This window comes from Modestobacter versicolor, from assembly GCF_041028285.1.
In the GTDB taxonomy this organism is placed as follows: Bacteria; Actinomycetota; Actinomycetes; order Mycobacteriales; family Geodermatophilaceae; genus Modestobacter; species Modestobacter versicolor_A.
Genome location: NZ_JABGDB010000004.1, coordinates 89,371 through 108,495 on the forward strand (window position 1 = coordinate 89,371; position 19,125 = coordinate 108,495).

Below are 19,125 nucleotides of genomic sequence, written 5' to 3' on the forward strand. Positions count from 1 at the left end.
AGGCTAGGAGCTGAGCACCCGCTCCTCGAGCATCCGCTTCACGGTGGCCGCATCGGCCTTCCCGCGGGTGGTCTTCATGACCGCCCCGACGAGCGCGCCCAGCGCCTGCACCTTGCCCGACTGCACCTTGGCCACCACGTCGGGCGCCCCGGCGATCGCGGCCTCGACGGCGGCGACGAGCTCGTCGCTCTCCCCCAGCACGGCAAGGCCCTGCGCCTCGACGACCTGCGCCGGGCTGCCCTGACCGGCCAGCACGCCGTCGAGCACCTGCCGGGCCAGCTTGTCGTTGATGGTGCCGGCCTTGACCAGGCCGGTCAGCTCGGCGACGTCGGCCGGGGTGACGGCCAGCTCGCCGAGCTCGGTGCCGGCCTCGTTCGCGCGGCGGGCGAGGTCGCCCAGCCACCACTTGCGGGCGTCGCCCGGGTCGGCCCCGGCGGCGACGGTCTGCTCGACCAGGCCGAGCGCACCGGCGTTGGCCAGCCACGTCATCTCGGTACCGGAGATGCCCCACTCCTGCTGCAGCCGGGTGCGGCGGGCGGCGGGCAGCTCCGGCAGGGCGGCCCGCAGCTGCTCGATCCACGCGGCGTCCGGGGCCAGCGGCACCAGGTCGGGCTCGGGGAAGTACCGGTAGTCGGTCGCCTCCTCCTTGCTCCGCCCGGAGGAGGTGCTGCCGGTGTCCTCGTGGAAGTGCCGGGTCTCCTGGACGACGCGGCCTCCGTCGTCCAGGACGGCCGCCTGCCGGCGCATCTCGAAGCGCACGGCGCGCTCCACCGACCGCAGCGAGTTGACGTTCTTGGTCTCGGTGCGGGTGCCCAGCTCGGTCGCGCCGACGGGGTTGAGCGAGATGTTCACGTCGCAGCGCAGGCTGCCCTGCTCCATCCGGACGTCGGAGGCGCCGAGGGCCTGGACGATCTCGCGGAGCTCGGTGACGTAGGCGCGGGCGACCTCGGGGGCCAGCGCACCGGCGCCGGGGACCGGGCGGGTGACGATCTCGACCAGCGGGATGCCGGCCCGGTTGAAGTCGACCAGCGAGTGGTCGGCGCCGTGGATCCGGCCGGTGGCGCCGCCGACGTGCAGGTTCTTGCCGGTGTCCTCCTCGAGGTGCACCCGCTCGATCTCGACGCGGTACGTCCGGCCGTCCACCTCGACCTCGAGGTGGCCGTCGACGCACAGCGGCTCGTCGTACTGGCTGGTCTGGAAGCCCTTGGGGATGTCGGGGTAGAAGTAGTTCTTCCGGGCGAACCGCGACCACGGGGCGATCGAGCAGCCCAGCGCCAGGCCGATCTGGATGGTGGCCTCGACGGCGGCGGCGTTGGCCACCGGCAGCGAGCCGGGCATGCCCAGGCACACCGGGCAGGTGTGGGTGTTGGGCTCGGCGCCGAAGGTGGTCGCGCAGCCGCAGAACATCTTCGAGGCGGTGCCCAGCTCGACGTGCGTCTCGAGGCCGATGACCGGCTCGTACCGGGTCAGCAGCTCGTCGTAGTCGACCAGTCGGTCGCCAGCGGTCACGGCGGTCGTCACTTGCGCTCCTCAGGGGAGGACGGGGTGGCCCGGCCGGTGGCCGGCGGGGTGCGGAAGGCGAGGAGCGCGGCCCCGCCGGTCAGCACCCCGAGGACGATGAAGACGGCGAAGACGGGCCGGCCGCTGGCGGCCCAGCCGACGATCCCGACGACGACGACGAAGACGGTCAGCGCCCAGGCCGCCTTGAGGGCGCCGCTCACGCGGCACCGGCCAGGGCGGGGAGCTCGTCGAGCAGCCGGTGCCCGCGGGCGGCGTCCTGCGCGGCCTCCAGCGCGGCGGCGACCCGGTAGCACCGGTCGTCGGCCAGCGCCGGCGCCATGATCTGCAGGCCGACGGGGAGGCCCTCGGAGAGCCCGCTGGGCACCGAGATGGCCGGCAGCCCGGCGAGGCTCGCCGGCAGCGTGCAGAGGTCGGCGGCGTACATCGCGATCGGGTCGTCGACGCGGGCGCCGAGCGGGAACGCGACGGTCGGCATGGTGGGGCTGACCAGCACGTCGACGTCGGCGAAGCCCGCGGTGAACTCGCGGGTGATCAGCGTGCGGACCTTCTGCGCCTGCCCGTAGTAGGCCTCGTAGTAGCCGCTGGACAGCGCGTAGGTGCCGAGGATGATCCGGCGCTTGACCTCCGGCCCGAACCCCTGCTCGCGGGTGAGCGCCATGACCTCGTCCAGGTCGTGGCTGCCGTCGTCGCCGACCCGCAGGCCGAAGCGCACTCCCTCGTAGCGGGCCAGGTTGGACGACGCCTCGCTGGGCGCGATCAGGTAGTACGCCGGCAGGGCCAGGTCGAACGAGGGGCAGGAGACCTCGACGACGTCGGCGCCCAGGCCGGCGAGCACCTCGACCGCCTCGTGGGTGCGGGCCAGCACGCCGGGGTCGTAGCCGTCGGTGTGGCCGTCCCCGCCGAGCTCCCGGACGACGCCGACGCGGAGGCCGCGCAGGTCGCCGTCCGCACCGCTGCGGGCGGCGTCGGCCAGACCGGCCAGCGGGGCGTCGATGCTGGTGGAGTCGCGCGGGTCGTACCCGCCGATCACCTCGTGCATCAGGGCGGCGTCCAGCACGGTGCGGGCCATCGGACCGGCCTGGTCCAGGCTCGAGGAGAACGCGATGAGGCCGTAGCGGGAGACCGAGCCGTAGGTGGGCTTGTGCCCGACCAGGCCGGTGACCGCGGCGGGCTGCCGGATGGAGCCGCCGGTGTCGGTGCCGATCGCCCACGGGGCGAGGTGCCCGGCGACCGCGGCGCTCGAGCCGCCCGAGGAGCCGCCGGGGATCCGGTCGAGGTCCCAGGGGTTGCGGCTCACCTGGTAGGCGGAGTTCTCGGTGGAGGAGCCCATCGCGAACTCGTCCATGTTGGTCTTGCCGAGCATCACCGTGCCGGCGTCGGCGAGCCGGGTGGCGATGGTGGCGCTGTAGGGCGGCAGCCAGCCCTCGAGGATCTTCGAGCCGCTGGTGGTGGGCACGCCCTCGGTGACGACGAGGTCCTTGAGCGCAACCGGCACGCCGGCCAGCGGGCCGAGGTCGGCGCCGCCGGAGCGGGCCTCGTCGACCGCGGTGGCGGCGGCGAGCGCGGAGTCGTGCTCGACGTGCAGGTAGGCGCCGAGCCGGTCGTCGGCGGCGGAGATCCGGTCCAGGTGCGCCCGGGTCACCTCGGCGGCGCTCACCTCGCCGGTGGTCAGCAGCCGGGACAGCTCGGCGACGTCGACCGTGGTCAGGTCGGTGCGGCTGGTGGTCACGCCTCCTCCTGGAGGATGCGCGGGACGCGGAAGCGGTCGTCCTCGGCGGCGGGCGCACCGGCCAGCACCGCGTCGCGCGGCAGGCTGGGGGTGACCACGTCGGCGCGCAGCACGTTGGTCAGCGGCACGGCGTGCGACATCGGCGGGACGTCGACGACGGCGGCCTCACCGACCCGGGCCACCGCGGCGAGCACCTGGTCGAGCTGGCCGGCGAACTGGTCGAGTTCCTCGTCGGTCACCGCGAGGCGGGACAGCCGGGCGAGGTGCGCCACGTCGTCCCGGGAGATGCTGCTCATGCTCTGCCGTCCATGCTGGGTCAGGACCCTCTTCCGTATCGCTCCAGGACCCTGCCACTGTACGTGGGGGCGGCTGCGGCCCCGATCGCGAGCCGGGGTGGATCCCGGGGCCGCGATGCGAGAGGGTTGCGGCGTTCACGATCGACGTCGATCGGCCGCGCAGCACGGCACCGGAGGGATCCGTGTCCTACCTCTTGCGGCTGGTCGTCCCCGACCGGCCCGGCATCCTCGGCGCGGTCGCGACCGCTCTGGGCACCGCCGGCATCGACATCGTCTCCATCGACGTGCTGGAACGCGGCAACGGGGTGGCGGTCGACGACATCGTCGTCGAGCTGCCCGCCGACCGGGTCGCCGACAGCCTGATCACCGCCGCCACCGCCGTCCCCGGCGTCCAGGTCGAGTCGCTGCGGCCGTTCGCCGGCCCGATGGACACCCACCGCGAGCTCGACCTGCTCGAGGCGCTGGCCCCGGCGGGCTCGGGCACCGCGAAGGTGCTGGCCGCCGAGCTGCCGCGGGTCTTCCGCAGCGGCTGGGCCGTGGTGCTGGCCGGCAGCGGGGACGACGCGACGCTGCTCGCCGCCTCCGACGCGGCCCCGGCGCTGGAGGGCGTGGCGCTGCCCTGGCTGCCGCTGCGGTCGCCGCTGCTGCTGCCCAGCGACGCCGAGTGGGTGCCCCGGCGGTGGCAGGAGATGGCGGTGGAGATGATGGCCGCGCCGCTGGACCCCGAGGGCACCGCGGTGCTGCTCGGCCGCTCCGGCGGGCCGGCGTTCCGCCGCTCGGAGCTGCTGCGGCTGGCCCACCTGACCGGCCTGGCCGCGACCGTGGCGCGGCTGCCCCCGGCCTGACGAAGGACCCCGCTGCCCCCCACCGCTCGCGCGCTCGCGGCGGGCCCCTGCAGCGGGGCCGTCACGCTCCGGTGGCCTCCGCGGCCTGGGTGCCGTCGCCGATGGTGGCGACCGCGCGGGCGGCGTCCGGGCCCTGCTCCAACAGCACCGCGAAGCCGTCGTCGTCCAGGACCGGGGCCTTGACCGCGACGGCCTTGTCGTACTTGCTGCCGGGGTCGGCGCCGACGACGACGAAGCCGGTCTTCTTCGACACCGAGCCGGTCACCTTGCCGCCGCGCTCCTGGATGGCGGCGATGGCGGTGTCCCGGCTGTGGTCGCGCAGCGACCCGGTGACGACCACGGTGACGCCGGTGAGCGGGCCGGGGCCGTCGTCGGACTCGGGGTCGGCCATCCGGACGCCGGCGGCCCGCCACTTCGCGACGACGTCGCGGTGCCAGTCGACGGCGAACCAGTCGCGGACGGCGGCGGCGATGGTGGGCCCGACGCCCTCGGCCGCGGCGAGCTCGTCCTCGCCGGCCTCCTGGAGCCGGTCGAGGGAGCGGAACTCCCGGGCCAGGGCCTGCGCGGCGGTGGGGCCGACGTGCCGGATGGACAGCGCGACGAGGACCCGCCACAGCGGGACGTCCTTGCGCGTCTGCAGGTTGGCGAGCAGCTTCTGGCCGTTCGCCGAGAGGGTGCCGTCCTTCTTGGTGAAGAAGTCGGTGCGGCGCAGGGCCTCCTCGTCGAGGGAGAAGACGTCGCCCTCGTCGGTGAGCAGCGAGCTCTGCAGCAGCGCGACGGCGGCCTCGTAGCCGAGCACCTCGATGTCGAAGGCGCCGCGGCCGGCGACGTGGAAGACGCGCTCGCGGAGCTGGGCGGGGCAGGACCGGGCGTTCGGGCAGCGGATGTCGGCGTCGCCCTCCTTCTCCGGCCGCAGCTCGGTGCCGCACTCGGGGCAGTGCGTGGGCATCACGAACTCGCGCTCGTCGCCGGTGCGGGCCGCGGCGACCGGGCCGAGGACCTCGGGGATGACGTCGCCGGCCTTGCGGATGACGACGGTGTCGCCGATCAGCACGCCCTTGCGCTTGACCTCGCTGGCGTTGTGCAGGGTGGCCAGCTGGACGGTGGAGCCGGCGACCTTGACCGGCTCCATGTAGGCGAAGGGCGTGACCCGGCCGGTGCGGCCGACGTTCACCCGGATGTCCAGGAGCGTGGTGGTCGCCTCCTCCGGGGGGTACTTGAAGGCGATGGCCCAGCGGGGGGCGCGGCTGGTCGAGCCGAGCCGGCGCTGCAGGGAGACCTGGTCGACCTTGACGACGACGCCGTCGATCTCGTGCTCGACGGAGTGCCGCTGCTCGCGGTACCGCTCGATGTAGGCCCAGACGCCCTCGAGGTCGTCGACGACCTCGTAGCGCGAGCTGACCGGGAGGCCCCAGGCGGCGAGCTGCTCGTAGGCGTCGGACTGGCGCTGCGGCTCGAAGCCGCGCCGGGCGCCGATGCCGTGCACGACCATGCTGAGCGGGCGCTTGGCGGTCTCCCGCGCGTCCTTCTGGCGCAGCGAGCCGGCGGCGGCGTTGCGCGGGTTGGCGAAGGGGGCCTTGCCGGCCTCCACGAGCCCGGCGTTGACGTCGGCGAAGGCGGCGACCGGGAAGTAGACCTCGCCGCGGACCTCGAGGAACTCCGGGACGTCGTCGCCGGCGAGCTGCTGCGGGACGACCGCCAGGGTGCGCACGTTGGCGGTGACGTCCTCACCGGTGACCCCGTCGCCGCGGGTGGCGGCGCCGACCAGCCGGCCCTTCTCGTAGACCAGGTCGATGGCCAGGCCGTCGACCTTGAGCTCGCAGAGGTAGCCGGCGCCGGCGGCCCCGTCGCGCTCGGCGCGGGCGGCCCAGGCGGAGAGCTCGTCGGAGGAGAAGGCGTTGTCCAGGCTCTGCATCCGCTCCGGGTGGGTGACCGGGGCGAAGGTGGCGCCGAAGCCGCCGTTGACCTTCTGGCTGGGCGACTCGGGGGTGACCAGCGCGGGGTGCGCGGCCTCGAGCTGCTCGAGCTCGCCCATCAGCTCGTCGTACTGCCCGTCGCTGACCAGCGGGGCGTCCTGGACGTAGTAGGCGAAGGCGTAGCGGTCGAGCTCCTCGGACAGGTCCCGGTGCCGGGTGCGCGCGTCGTCGGGGACCTCCGTGAGGTCCTCCCGGTCGACCGCGGCCTCGACCGCCGGCTGGCCCGGCCCGTCGACCGCTTCCTGCTCCACCTCTGCCTCGGTGCTCACGCTGCAGACCGTAACCGCCGGTGCCGACGGGAAACCGGCATGCGGACGCCGTCCCCCTCCGGGGTGGCACGCCGGCGTCGGTCAGCGCAGGGCTCTGTCGACGACGCACGTCCGGGCACGCGTCGTCGGGGACGCGTGCCGGGTGGCGCATGCCATGGGTGCGGCCGGCCGCTCAGACGAGCAGCGGTGTCCCGATCAGGATCTCGGTGCCGTCGGGTCGCCAGGTCCTCCATCGCCCGCCGGGATCTCGCTGGACGCGGAAGCCGTGGTGGACCTTCGTGTGGTGCCGCTCGCAGAGCAGTCCTGAGTTGGCCAGGCTCGTCTCACCGCCGTGCAGCCAGTGCACGAGGTGGTGGACGTCGCACCACCAGTGCGGGGCACCGCAGCCGGCGAACACGCAGCTCTGATCTCGCCGGACGACGGCCTTGCGGAGGCCCGGGGTGACCACCCGGTGGTCCCGGCCCAGGTGCAGCGGCACCCCGTCGGGGCTCATCACGATGCGCGAGATGCTGCCATCGCAGGCCAGCCACCGCGCCCGGGCCGCCGAGACCTGCGCACCGAACCCGGTCCGGGCCGCGCCCGGGCCGGTGCTCTGGTCGACGGCGTCGTCCAGGTCGAGCCCGAGCACCACGTGCGGCTTGACCGTCCGCAACGTCGGCAGGCTCCCGGCGGCGAGCTGGTTGTCACACAACTGGACCAGGGCGTCGGCGTTCTGCTGCGCCCGGGTGCGGTCATCCCCCAGCGGCCGGTTCGCCTGCACGATCGACTCGATCGCCGCCTGCACCTTCTCCCCACCTACGGCGTCCAGGTCGAACCGGCCACTGACGCTGCCGTCGGCATGCCGGGCGATCGACAACCGGCGCCCCTCGGTGGGGTCCGGCTCCACACCGTCAGGGTCGAGGGCTTCCAGGTAGTGGTGGACGGCCTGGCCCAGCCGCTCGTGCGCCGGCCCTTGCGCGACCTCGGTCAGCGCCTGGTCGACGGCACCAAGGTCTACTTCCTGCGCCTCGGCCGCTGCCCGTTCCGCCTCGCCCGCGATCGGGGCGATCGTCGCCACCTGAGCAGCGGTCAGCGCGCCGTCGGCGAATGCCGCCGCCGTGGCCGGCAGGTGCTCCAACGCTCGACCGGTCCGCACCACCCGCGCCGCCTCAGCCGTCGAGAGGTGGGCGTGCCCGCGCAGCCAGGCGGCCATGGACTTCAACCCGTCGTGCTCTGCCGCCCCGGTCAGTTCGCACTGCCGGACCGTGCGAGCGACCTCGGCGGCGATCCGGTTCTGCAGCACCAGCAACGGACCCAGCCGCTCCAGAAGCGCGGGACCGAACAGATGGGTCAGGTCTTCCGCCGCGAGGGCGTCCACGGCCGACTGCAGCTCGCCCACGACACCTCCCGATTGCTTCGAACACCTGTACGGATCTTAGCGCGTCAGGTGCGACACGACCAGCTGTATCCGCAGGTCAGAGGCCTGTCCACAGATTTTGCGGAGCTCTTGACAGGCCGCTCCAAAGCGCGACGAAACCGAGATGCGGCCCCCGCGATGCTCGGCCCGTGGACCCACAACTGCTCGCAGCCCAGATCCCCGTGCTCGACGACCGCCGCGCCACGGGAGCCCCGCTGCCGGCCGACATCTGGGCGTGCAGCTGAGACGACGACCCCACCACCGCCACCGCCACCGCCACCGCCACCACAGTGCTGTGGAGCGACGGCGTCAGCAGGGCGGGCGTCCAGGTGCGCCCGGGCGCCGCCGTCGCCGACCAGGTGGTGAAGGTGACCGACCAGGTGCAGGGGGTGGGCGGTCGAGGAACTCGGCAGCACCGACCGGACCAACTGGCCACCCCACCCGCGGGACGGGCTCCCCGTCGGCCGAGGAGGACCCTCGGTCGACCGGTCACTCCGGCAGCAGGTACTTGGCCGCCTCGCGGACGTGCGCCATCGCCGTCCGGGCGTACGCCGGGCCGGCACCGGCCAGACCGCACGCCGGGGTGAGCGTGACGGCCGTGTGCAGCTGCTCCGCGGGGAAGCCGAGCTCCCGCCACCAGGCGCCCAGCCGGCTGGCGGTCGCCTTGGCCGGCGGCAGGGTCGCGTCGGTGCCCGGGACGACGCCGACGAACAGGTGCGTGCCGGCCTCCACCGCGGCGCCGACGGCGTCCAGGTCCTGCACCGTGCCCAGGTCGAAGGAGAGCGCCGCGGCGCCGGCGGCGCGGAAGAGGTCCAGCGGCGCGCGCTGGGCGCAGCAGTGCACGACCACCGGCGCGGGCACCCGGCCGACCAGCTGGCTGAGCTGCTCCTCGACGACGTGCGCCTCCACCTCGGGCAGCTTGCCGAAGCCGCTCACCGTGGGCAGCCCGCCGATCAGCACTGCGGGCACGGACGGCTCGTCGAGCTGGACGACGACCTGGGCGCCCGGCACCCGCGCGCGGACGTCGGCGACGTGCGCCGCGATCCCCTCGGCGAGCGACTGCGCCAGGTCCCGCCGTGCGCCGGGGTCGACGACCGCCCGGTCGCCCCGGGTGCGCTCGAGCCCGGCCGCCAGCGTCCACGGCCCGGCCACCTGGAGCTTGAGCGGGCCGGTGTAGCGCTCGGCCACCTCGAAGAGCGCGTCGACGTCCCGCGCCACCATCGCCCGGGCCCGGCGCAGGTCGGCGCCCGGCCGCGACACCAGCCGCCAGCCGGCCGGGGTGAGGTCGACGTAGAGGTCGACCAGCAGGGCGGCGGTGCGGCCGATCATGTCCGCGCCCGCCCCCCGCCCCGGCAGCTCGGGCAGGTGCGGGAAGTCCGGCAGCTCGCCGGTCACCAGCCGCACCGCCTCGACCGGGTCGGTGCCGGGCAGCGACCCCACGCCGGAGGCCGGTCCCCACGCGGTGGGCACCGGCGTCACGGCGCCGTCAGGCTGCTGGTCCGGAGCGTGCGGGCCGGCGGAGGAACCGGGTCCTTCGTCAGTCGGCGAGGCCACGGCGACGACGGTAGCCCGCTGCCGTCAGCACGACGCCGGCCGCCGTCAGCAGACCGCCCAGGGCGAGCGTCTCGGTCACCGGCGCCCCGGTGTAGGCCAGCGTCGGAGGCCGTCCCCCGCTGCCGGCACGCGGGCCGCTCGCGACCGGCCGGTTGCCGCCGGAGCCGCTGCGCGGAGCGCTCGCGACCGGCCGGGTGCCGCCCGAGCCACCCGGTCGGACGACGTTGCCGCCGGCCTGGCCACCACCGGGAGCAGGCGCCGCGGTCGGCGGCGAGGGCGGCGTGGCGGGCGGCGGGGGCGTCGTCGTGGTGCTCCCCGGCGTGCACGGCCCGGCACCCGAGCCGTCGTCGTCGTAGCTGTTGGCCGGGTCGAGCGAGACCGCGCGGTCCAGCGCGGGCGGGCTCACCGGGGAGTTCGCCTGGAGGTAGGCGTTGAAGGCGTCGACGTCGTTGCCCCCGGTGACCACCGCCGCCCCGGCCGCCCGGCCGTCGACGAAGGCGGTGAAGCTGTCGCCGCCGCCGGTGAGGAAGGAGTTGGCCGCCACCAGGTAGGTCGCCGCCGGGTCGAGCGGCGCACCGCCGACGAGGACCGTCGCGGGGTCGACCCGGTCACCGGCCGGCCGGGCCGGGTCGAACCGGTAGGTCAGCCCGGCGACCGACAGCTGCAGGAAGCTGGCGGACCCGCTGCGCACGGCCCACTGCTGCTCCAGCACCTGCTCGATGCCGGCCCCGGTCAGCGCGACGGTGTTCACCGTGTTGCTGAACGGCTGGACGGCGAAGGTCTCCGCGTAGGTGACCGTGCCGTCGGGGTCGGCCGGACCGGTCGACAGGCAGTTGAGGTCGGCCCGGAGACCGCCGGGGTTCATGAAGGCCACGTCGACGTCGGCCCCGCCGAGGCTCGGGGTGGCCCGGGCGTAGGCGAGCTGCGCGTCGGCGACGAGGTTGCCCAGCGCCGACTCGGAGTCCCGCGCCGCGGTACCGCCCCGGTAGGCGCGGTCCAGGTCGGCGGTCTGCGTGCCGACCGCGACACCGCCCTCGACGGCGGCCCGGCCCTCCCAGTAGGTGACGATCGCCTGCACGGCGGCGTCCGGCGCGGTGCGGCGGACCGGCACGTTGGTCGCGGTCGACAGCGCCCGGTCGACGTCGCCGCTGGCCGTCAGCGTGAGCCGGATGTCGGTGAGCGCCTTGCCGTAGAAGCCGGCCTGGGTCACCAGTCGCGGGTTGCCGGCGGGGTCGGTGAGCGTGCAGTCGTAGGGCACGTGGGTGTGCGCGCTGATGAGGACGTCGACCGCGGCGTCGACCTCGGCGTTGATCGTGCCGATCGGCGTCCCGGCCAGGTCGCCGGCACAGCCGTCGACGCTGCCGCCGGCCGTCTGGGTGCCGCCCTCGTGGACCATCACCGCGATCGCCTCGACGCCCTGCGCCTGCAGCTCGGCGGCGTACGCGTTGATCGTGTCGGCCTCGTCCTCGAACGTCAGCCCGGCGATCCCCTCGGGGCTGACGATGTTCGGGGTGTCGTCGGTGACGACGCCGATCAGGCCGATCTCGTTGCCCGCGGCATCGGTGACCACCTCGTAGGGCGGCAGCACCGGCTCGCCGTCGCCGCCGACGACGTTGGCCGCCAGGTAGGGGAACTGCGCGCCCGCGAAGGGCGCGCCGGTGCTGTCGGTGAAGCAGCCGGTCTCCTCGGGGACGACGCCCTCGCAGGCGGTCACCGTGCCACCGTGGTCGGCCTCGTGCTCGTCGGTCGCGGCAGAGATGCGCTGCAGCTCGGTGAAGCCCCGGTCGAACTCGTGGTTGCCCACCGAGGAGTAGTCGAGCCCGAGCGCGTTGAGCACCTCGATCGTCGGCTCGTCCCTGAAGACGCTGGAGTTGAACGGCGAGGCGCTGACCAGGTCGCCCGCGCCGACGAAGAACGAGCTGTCGGCCGGACCGGCGAAGGCGGCCCGCAGCTCGGCCAGCGTCGTCGCGATGTTCGCCGCCCCGCCGACGGTCTCGCTGACGTCGTCGGCGGTGCCGAAGACGGCGTCGGGACCGGCGCTGGTGACGAGGCTGCCGTCACCGCCGGGCTGCGGGCTGATCCGCCCGTGGAAGTCGTTCATCGCGACCAGCTGGACGACGTCGCCCGCGGCCGCTGCGGCGACCGGCGCCTCGACGGCCGGGACGGTCGCCGCACCGGCGGTCGGCGGCGCTGCCGGGACGGCGGCCTCCGGCGCCGGCTCGGCCGCCTCCGTCGCCGGGACGGCCGCCGGCGCGTCCACCGCAGCCGCGGCCCCGTCAGCCGGCTCCCCCGCGACCGGCTCCCCCGCGACCGGCTCCCCCGCGACCGGCTCCGCAGCGACGTCCGGGCCGTCGGCGTCCGGGTCGTCCCCGGCGTCCGGGTCGTCCCCGGCGTCCGGGTCGTCCGCGTCGTCGACGTCCGACACCGGGGCGTCCGGGGCGGCCGGCTCCGTGACGGACGGCGCCACCGGGTCCTCCGGCGCCGCCAGCGCCACCGTCGGCAGGCCGAGCACGGCGGTCGAGGCGACCGCGAGGACGGCGAGGGAGAGGCGCGTTCGACGCACGTTGTCCTCCACGGGACAGCCGAGGACGGACCACCCGTCGGGCGGCCCGGACAGCCGGGGTGCTGCGCGGCGGGACCGGCCTGGACCGGACCGTTCCGTCACCCGAAGCTAGCCGCTCGCCGTCACTCCGCCAAGAGCGGGCCGGAACTCGCCCCGTGCCGTTCACCGGCGCGCCAGACGGTGCCCTGGCCGAGCACCCGGTCGCCCCGCTCGGCGTCCGGCGCGTAGAGCACGGCCGACTGCCCCGGCGCCACCCCGCGCTGCCGCGAGCCGAGGGTGATGCGCAGCCCGCCGTCCTCGGCCGCCGCGACCTCGCACGGCACTGCGGCACCGTGCGCCCGCAGCTGGACGGTGGCGCTGAACGGCAGCTCGGGCACCGGCCCGGCCCAGCTGGGGGCGCCGGTGAGCACCTCGTCGACCTCGGCCTGCTCGGCGGTGCCGATGGTGACGGTGCGGCTGACCGGCTCGATGCCCAGCACGTACCGCGGCCGCTGGTCGCCTGCGGTGACGCCGAGGCCGCGTCGCTGCCCGATGGTGAACCCGTACGCGCCTGCGTGCGTGCCCACGGTGGCCCCGGTGGCGGCGTCGACCACCGGGCCGGGCTGCTCGCCCAACCGGCGGGCGAGGAAGCCGCGGGTGTCGCCGTCGGGGATGAAGCAGATGTCGTGCGAGTCGGGCTTGGTGGCCACCGCGTAGCCCCGCTCGGCGGCCAGCTCGCGCACCCGGTCCTTGGTCATCGAGCCCAGCGGGAACACCGCCCCGGCCAGCTGCTCGGCGGTCAGCACGCCCAGCACGTAGGACTGGTCCTTGGCCGCGTCGACCGAGCGGCGCAGCTCGCCGTCGGCCAGCCGGGCGTGGTGCCCGGTGACGACGGCGTCGAAGCCCAGCGCCCGGGCCCGGTCCAGCACCGCGGAGAACTTGATCTTCTCGTTGCAGCGCAGGCACGGGTTGGGCGTGCGGCCGGCGGCGTACTCGGCGACGAAGTCCTCGACGACGTCGTCGGCGAACCGGTCGGCGAGGTCCCAGACGTAGAACGGGATGCCGAGCTCGTCGGCGACCCGGCGGGCGTCGTGCGCGTCCTCGACGCTGCAGCACCCGCGGGCGCCGCTGCGCAGCGCCTGCCGGTCCGGCGACAGGGCCAGGTGGACGCCGGTCACGTCGTGCCCGGCCTCGACGGCCAGCGCGGCGGCGACGGCCGAGTCCACTCCCCCGCTCATGGCGGCGATCAGGCGCATCTCAGCGCCCGCCCATGCCGGCCCGGCGGGCCCGCTCGACCACCGGGGCGATGACCTCGAGGAGCGCGTCGACGTCGGCGTCGGTCGAGGTGTGGCCGAGGCTGAACCGCAGCGAGCTGCGGGCCCGGGCGGGCTCGGCGCCGGCGGCCAGCAGCACGTGGCTGGGGCGGGCCACGCCGGCGCTGCAGGCCGAGCCGGTGGAGCACTCGATGCCGCGGGCGTCGAGCAGCATGAGCAGCGCATCGCCCTCGGCGCCGGGGAAGGACAGGTGCGCGTTGCCCGGCAGCCGCCCCGGCCCACCGGCGACCACGTCGTCCAGGGCGGGGCCGTTGAGCTGGGCGTCGGGCACCTGCGCCACCACGCCGGCCACCAGCCGGTCGCGCAGGGCGCTGACCCGTGCCGCGCGCTCGACCCGCTCGTCGACGGCGCTCTGCGTGGCGGCCGCGAGGCCGACGATCGCCGCGACGTCCAGCGTGCCCGAGCGGACGTCGCGCTCCTGGCCGCCGCCGTGCAGCAGCGGGGTGCACTCGGCGTCCCGGCGCAGCAGCAGCGCGCCGGCGCCCATCGGACCGCCGAGCTTGTGGCCGGTCATCGTCAGGGCGTCGACACCGCTCGCGGCGAAGTCGACCGGCAGCACGCCGATGGCCTGGACGGCGTCGGTGTGCAGCGGCACCCCGACCTCGTGGGCGACCTCGGCGAGCGCGGCGAGGTCGCTGACGGCGCCGATCTCGTTGTTGGCCCACATGACGCTGGCGACCGCGACGTCGGTGCCGTCACCGAGCGCGTCGGCCAGGGCCGCCGGGCTGATCCGGCCGCTCGGCTCGACGTGCAGCCAGGTGACGTCGGCGTCGTCGTGCTTCTCCAGCCACTCGACGCTGTCGAGCACCGCGTGGTGCTCGGCCGGGCTGGCGACGATCCGTCGGCGCCGCTGGTCGGCGGCCCGCCGCGCCCAGTACAGGCCCTTGACGGCGAGGTTGTCGCCCTCGGTGCCGCCGCCGGTGAACAGCACCTCGGACGGGCGGGCGCCCAGCGCCGCGGCCAGCCGCTCCCGGGACTGCTCGGCGACCCGCCGCGCCTCCCGGCCGCTGGCGTGCAGCGAGGAGGCGTTGCCGACCCGCGCCAGCTGCTCGGTCATCGCCGCGAGGGCGGACGGCAGCATCGGCGTGGTGGCGGCGTGGTCCAGGTACGTCATGGCCCCGCCAGGGTAGTCGCGCCGGCCGGGCGGGTCGGCGGGACGACCGGGGCGGCCGCCCGGGGCGCGACCACCGCACCCACGACGGCCAGCACGGCGTACCCGGCGGCCACCGCGACCACGACGGCGCGGAACGGCAGCAGGTCCGCCGCCGCGGCCGCGACCAGCACCCCGGTGAGGCCGATGCACAGCGCCGACGCCGTCACGTCGGCGACGTTGAGCGCGGCGGAGTCGGCCCCCCGACGGTGCTCCGGCGACTGCGCCAGCAGCAGCACCCCGACGCTCGGCATGCCCAGCCCCATGCCCAGCCCGGCCACCGCCCACGTCAGGTAGGCCGGCCACCCGCCGACACCGGGGACTGCGATCACCGCGGTGCCCACCAGCCCGGCCGCGAGCAGCACGAACCCCAGCCGCAGCAGCCACACCCGGGAGGCCCCCGGCAGCCGGCCCTGCAGCTGGGAGGCGGTCGCCCAGCCGACCGCACCGGCGGTCAGCGGGATGCCGGCCGCCGTCGGGCTGTAGCCGTGCACCGCGCCGAGGGTCAGCGGCAGCAGCGCGTCCATGCCGAAGAAGGAGCCGGCCAGCAGGCCGCGGGCCGCCACCACGGTGGGCAGCCCGCGCCCGGCCCGCACGGTCCGCCGCGGCAGCAGCGGCCGCAGGCCGACCACCAGCGCGACCAGCCCGACGACGGCGAGACCGGCGCCGAGCAGGTCCAGCCGCTGACCGGCGTACTGCAGCGCACCCACGCCGGCGCCGGCGAGCACGGCCCACCAGCGGCGGGCGACCCGGGCCGGCGGCGGGTCCGCCGGCACGGTGAGGGACCGCAGCGCGGGCAGCACGAGCGTGAGCCCGGCCAGCACCAGCGGCAGCAGGGCGAGGAAGACCCAGCGCCAGCCGACCGACGTGGTCAGCGCGCCGGCGACGAGCGGTCCGATCAGCGCCGGCAGCACCCAGGCCGCGGCGGTGGCGCCGAAGAGCCGGGGCCGCAGCCCGGCGTCGTAGGCCTGCCCGACGACCACGTAGATGGCCACCGAGATCAGCCCGCCGCCGAAGCCCTGCACCGCGCGACCGGCGACGAACAGCGCCATGTCCGCCGCGACCCCGCAGGCCAGCAGCCCGGCCGCGAAGATGCCGACGCCCCAGAGCAGCCCGGCGCGGGCGCCCTGCCGGTCGCCGACGTCGCCGCCGACCACCATGCCCACCACCTGGGCGACCAGGAAGGCGGTGAACGGCCAGCCGAACCAGCGCAGCCCGTCGAGCTCGCCGACCGCCGTGGGCATCGCCGTGGCGACCGCCATCGACTCGAAGGCGACCAGGGTGATCAGCAGCAGCAGGCCGACGGTGGTCAGCCGGTGCCGCGCGTCCAGCAGCCCCGGCGTCCCTGGTCCTCCCACCCCGGGCGCAACCCGCACCCCGGCCCGTCCCTTCCCGACCCGCCGGGACGCGCCGAGCGCCGGCCCCCGCAGGGACCGGCGCTCCGTGCAACCGTCTGCACCGGCCTCGCTCAGAGGCTCACCCCGAGCTTGCGAGGGGTGAGGAGAGCGAGGTCCTTCATCTCCGGGCCGTGATCTGCTCGGTCGCGGCCGGGACGACGGTGTTCAGGTCGCCGACGACGCCGAAGTCGGCGAGCTCGAAGATCGGCGCCTCCGGGTCCTTGTTGACCGCGACGATGGTCTTGGAGGTCTGCATGCCGGCCCGGTGCTGGATGGCCCCGGAGATGCCGACGGCGATGTACAGCTGCGGGGAGACGGTCTTGCCGGTCTGCCCGACCTGGAAGGAGTGCGGGTAGAAGCCGGAGTCCACCGCCGCCCGCGAGGCACCCACCGCGGCGCCGAGGGAGTCCGCCAGGCTCTCGATGATCGCGAAGTTCTCTGCGCTGGCCACGCCGCGCCCGCCGGACACCACGATCGAGGCCTCGGTGAGCTCGGGGCGCGAGGACTTCTGCTCCACCACCCGGTCGGTCACCTTGGTGACCCTGGCGGCGTCGGAGAGGGTGACCTGCACGGTCTCCTGCTCCGCCGCGCCGGGGGCCGGCTCGGGGGTGACCGAGTTGCCGCGCAGCGTGTAGATCGGGGTGCCGACCGTCACCTGGGAGTGCACGATCGTCGCCCCGGCGAACGCCACCTGGGTGGCGGTGCCGTCGGCGCGGATCTCGGTGACGTCGGTCAGGAACCCGGAACCGGTCTTGATCGCCAGCCGGCCGGCGATCTCCTTGCCCTCCGGGGAAGAGGGGATGACCACCGCAGCCGGGGACTTCTCGCGGACGAGCTGCGCCAGCACCTCCGCCTTGGGGGCCACGAGGTACGCCTCCACCTCGTCGGACTCGGCGACGTAGACCTTCGCCGCGCCGTACTCCGCGAGGGCGTCCTGCAGCCCGGCGGCGGTGCCGGGGGCACCGATGACGACCGCGGACGGTTCGCCGAGCGCGCGGGCGGCGGTCAGCGCCTCGAGCGTCGTCTTGCGCGGCACTGAGCCACCCGACGCACTGGCGGCGGGGTTGAGCTCGACCAGGACCAGGACCTCTGCCATGTCTGCGTCTCCTCGACTGTCCGGGTCAGACGATCTTCTGGGCGGCCAGGTAACCGACGAGCTTCTCGGCGCCGTCGCCCTCGTCGGGGACCTTGACGCCCTCGCCCTTGGGCGGGCGGCCGGCGAAGTCGACGACCTTGCTCGTGGCGGTGGCCAGGCCCACCGTGGCCGGGTCGATGCCCAGGTCGGCCAGGGTCAGGGTCTGCACCGGCTTCTTCTTCGCCGCCATGATCCCCTTGAACGAGGGGTAGCGGGGCTCGTTGATGGTGTCCCAGGTGGAGACGATCGCCGGGAGCGGCGCCTCGACCTCCCAGTACCCGCCATCGGTCTGCCGCTCGATCTTCGCCATCCCACCCTCGACGGTGAGCTTGCGCGCGCCCGACAGCTGGGGCAGGCCCAGCCGCTCGGCCAGCAGCGCCGGCATCACCGACAGCTGTGCATCGGTGGCCTCCGCGCCGCACAGCACCAGGTCGTACTCCAGCGTGCCCAGCGCCGCGGCGATGACCGCGGAGGTCTGCACCGCGCACGAGCCGTGGATCGCCGGGTCGGACACGTGCACCGCCTTGTCCGCACCCATCGACAGGGCCTTGCGGATGGCGTCGGTGGCGGTGTCGGGGCCGACGGTCAGGATGGTGACCTCACCGCCGTGGGCCTCCTTGACCGTCAGCGCCTCCTCGATGGCGTACTCGTCCATCTCGTTGATCACGTTGTCGGCGGTGGCCCGCGCGACGGTGTTGTCCGACGGGTCCAGCTTCCGCTCGCTGCCGGAGTCGGGGACCTGCTTGACCAGAACGACGATGTTCATCGTCAGACCATCCTCCGTGTCGTCTCGTGGCACGGGCGGAGCCCGCCTCGCTGCCGATCATCGAGGTTACTTCCGGGTAACACCCGGCGTGCAGGGCGGGTGCCGGTGAGCCCGGTCACGTCCCGGACGGCCACTCCCCGGAGCGGGTGAAGGCTGCCAGCGTGGCGGCGTGCGGTGCCAGGTCGAGGCCCTGCGCGGCCACCCAGGCGTCGTCGTAGTAGGTGCAGGCGTACCGCTCGCCGCCGTCGCAGAGCAGCGTGACGACGCTGCCGGTGCGCCCGGCCGCCCGCATCTCGGCGATCAGGGTGAAGGCGCCCCACAGGTTCGTGCCGGTGGAGCCGCCCGCCCGCCGGCCGGTCACCCGCTCCAGGTGCCGCATCGCGGCCAGCGACGCGGCGTCGGGCACGCACACCATCCGGTCGACGATGGTCGGCACGAACGACGGCTCGACCCGCGGCCGGCCGATGCCCTCGATCCGCGAGCCCCGGCCGGTGGTCGCCGGGTCGCCGTCCCGCCAGCCCGGGAAGAACGCCGAGCCCTCCGGGTCGACGACCGCGAGCCGGGTGGGCAGCCGGCGGTAGCGCAGGTACCGGCCGATCGTCGCGCTGGTGCCGCCGGTGCCGGCGCCGACGACGACCCACTCCGGCACCGGGTGGCGCTCCCGGGCGAGCTGGTCGAACACCGACTCGGCGATGTTGTTGTTGCCCCGCCAGTCGGTGGCCCGCTCGGCGTTGGTGAACTGGTCCAGGTAGTGCCCGCCGGTCTCGGCGGCGATCCGCCGGGCCTCGTCGTAGACGCTGCCGGCGTCGGCCACCAGGTGGCAGCGCCCGCCGTGGAACTCGATCAGCGCGATCTTCTCGGCGCTGGTCGTCGCCGGCATCACCGCGACGAAGGGCAGCCCGAGCATCCGGGCGAAGTAGGCCTCGCTGACGGCGGTCGACCCGCTCGAGGCCTCCACCACGGTGCTGCCCTCGCGCAGCTGCCCCGAGCACAGCGCGTAGAGGAACAGCGAGCGCGCCAGCCGGTGTTTGAGGCTGCCGGTCGGGTGGGTCGACTCGTCCTTGAGGTACAGGTCGATGCCCCACTCGGCGGGCAGCGGGTAGACCAGCAGGTGGGTGTCGGCGGACCGGTGGGCGTCGGCCTCGACGAGCGCGACCGCCCGCTCCAGCCAGGCCCGGCCACCGGGGTCGGAACGGTCCAGGTCGGCGGTCACCC

The 19,125-nt window shown here is 75.1% G+C and carries 15 protein-coding genes; 1 reads left to right on the top strand and 14 read right to left on the bottom strand.

Annotated elements, in window-relative coordinates; translation table 11 throughout:
* Positions 1 to 3 precede the first annotated feature (3 nt).
* From gatB to gatC, 4 genes are read right to left on the bottom strand one after another with little or no spacing between them, the layout of a single operon-like run.
* Positions 4 to 1,521, bottom strand: a complete 1,518-nt coding sequence (gene gatB, locus HL054_RS14885; RefSeq protein ID WP_440347945.1) for an Asp-tRNA(Asn)/Glu-tRNA(Gln) amidotransferase subunit GatB — start codon at positions 1,519 to 1,521, stop codon at positions 4 to 6.
* On the bottom strand, positions 1,518 to 1,721 hold the full coding sequence (locus tag HL054_RS14890) for a hypothetical protein (RefSeq protein ID WP_369139787.1): 204 nt from the start codon (positions 1,719 to 1,721) through the stop codon (positions 1,518 to 1,520). The genes gatB and HL054_RS14890 overlap by 4 nt, the downstream gene beginning before the upstream one ends.
* Positions 1,718 to 3,250 (bottom strand): Asp-tRNA(Asn)/Glu-tRNA(Gln) amidotransferase subunit GatA, encoded by a 1,533-nt coding sequence (gene gatA / locus HL054_RS14895; RefSeq protein WP_369139788.1) that lies wholly within the window; start codon positions 3,248 to 3,250, stop codon positions 1,718 to 1,720. Before gatA ends, HL054_RS14890 begins: the two co-directional genes overlap by 4 nt.
* Positions 3,247 to 3,546, bottom strand: coding sequence for an Asp-tRNA(Asn)/Glu-tRNA(Gln) amidotransferase subunit GatC (gene gatC, locus HL054_RS14900; protein ID WP_369139789.1), 300 nt, complete (start codon positions 3,544 to 3,546; stop codon positions 3,247 to 3,249). Before gatC ends, gatA begins: the two co-directional genes overlap by 4 nt.
* Before the next feature lie 182 nt (positions 3,547 to 3,728).
* Here gatC and HL054_RS14905 point away from each other — a divergent pair, with 182 nt between their 5' ends.
* Positions 3,729 to 4,391: an ACT domain-containing protein gene (locus HL054_RS14905; RefSeq protein WP_369139790.1), complete on the top strand. Its 663-nt coding sequence runs from the start codon at positions 3,729 to 3,731 to the stop codon at positions 4,389 to 4,391.
* A 61-nt stretch (positions 4,392 to 4,452) separates the two neighbouring features.
* Here the strand turns inward: HL054_RS14905 and ligA are convergent, their stop codons facing one another.
* The 10 genes from ligA to HL054_RS14955 all read right to left on the bottom strand — a co-directional run bounded on the left by ligA (position 4,453) and on the right by HL054_RS14955 (position 19,123).
* A complete protein-coding gene (ligA, locus tag HL054_RS14910) occupies positions 4,453 to 6,636 on the bottom strand; it encodes an NAD-dependent DNA ligase LigA (protein ID WP_369139791.1) in 2,184 nt (727 codons plus the stop codon).
* Between the two features lie 172 nt (positions 6,637 to 6,808).
* Positions 6,809 to 8,014 carry an HNH endonuclease signature motif containing protein gene (locus HL054_RS14915; RefSeq protein WP_369139792.1) on the bottom strand — a complete coding sequence of 402 codons (1,206 nt, stop codon included), beginning with the start codon at positions 8,012 to 8,014 and terminating at the stop codon, positions 6,809 to 6,811.
* A 507-nt stretch (positions 8,015 to 8,521) separates the two neighbouring features.
* Positions 8,522 to 9,511: a methionine synthase gene (locus tag HL054_RS14920; protein WP_369139793.1), complete on the bottom strand. Its 990-nt coding sequence runs from the start codon at positions 9,509 to 9,511 to the stop codon at positions 8,522 to 8,524.
* 58 nt (positions 9,512 to 9,569) lie between these two features.
* On the bottom strand, positions 9,570 to 12,149 hold the full coding sequence (locus tag HL054_RS14925) for a bifunctional metallophosphatase/5'-nucleotidase (protein ID WP_369139794.1): 2,580 nt from the start codon (positions 12,147 to 12,149) through the stop codon (positions 9,570 to 9,572).
* Positions 12,150 to 12,271: 122 nt separating this feature from the next.
* Positions 12,272 to 13,384, bottom strand: a complete 1,113-nt coding sequence (gene mnmA / locus HL054_RS14930; protein WP_369139795.1) for a tRNA 2-thiouridine(34) synthase MnmA — start codon at positions 13,382 to 13,384, stop codon at positions 12,272 to 12,274.
* Between the two features lies 1 nt (position 13,385).
* Positions 13,386 to 14,576 carry a cysteine desulfurase family protein gene (locus HL054_RS14935; RefSeq protein ID WP_369139796.1) on the bottom strand — a complete coding sequence of 397 codons (1,191 nt, stop codon included), beginning with the start codon at positions 14,574 to 14,576 and terminating at the stop codon, positions 13,386 to 13,388.
* Positions 14,573 to 15,970, bottom strand: coding sequence for an MFS transporter (locus HL054_RS14940; protein WP_369139797.1), 1,398 nt, complete (start codon positions 15,968 to 15,970; stop codon positions 14,573 to 14,575). Before HL054_RS14940 ends, HL054_RS14935 begins: the two co-directional genes overlap by 4 nt.
* Before the next feature lie 157 nt (positions 15,971 to 16,127).
* Entirely contained in the window at positions 16,128 to 17,105 is a 978-nt protein-coding gene (locus tag HL054_RS14945) for an electron transfer flavoprotein subunit alpha/FixB family protein (protein WP_369139798.1), read from the bottom strand.
* 25 nt (positions 17,106 to 17,130) lie between these two features.
* Entirely contained in the window at positions 17,131 to 17,910 is a 780-nt protein-coding gene (locus HL054_RS14950) for an electron transfer flavoprotein subunit beta/FixA family protein (protein WP_369139799.1), read from the bottom strand.
* Positions 17,911 to 18,025: 115 nt separating this feature from the next.
* Positions 18,026 to 19,123, bottom strand: a complete 1,098-nt coding sequence (locus tag HL054_RS14955; RefSeq protein ID WP_369139800.1) for a PLP-dependent cysteine synthase family protein — start codon at positions 19,121 to 19,123, stop codon at positions 18,026 to 18,028.
* Between the last annotated feature and the right edge of the window lie 2 nt (positions 19,124 to 19,125).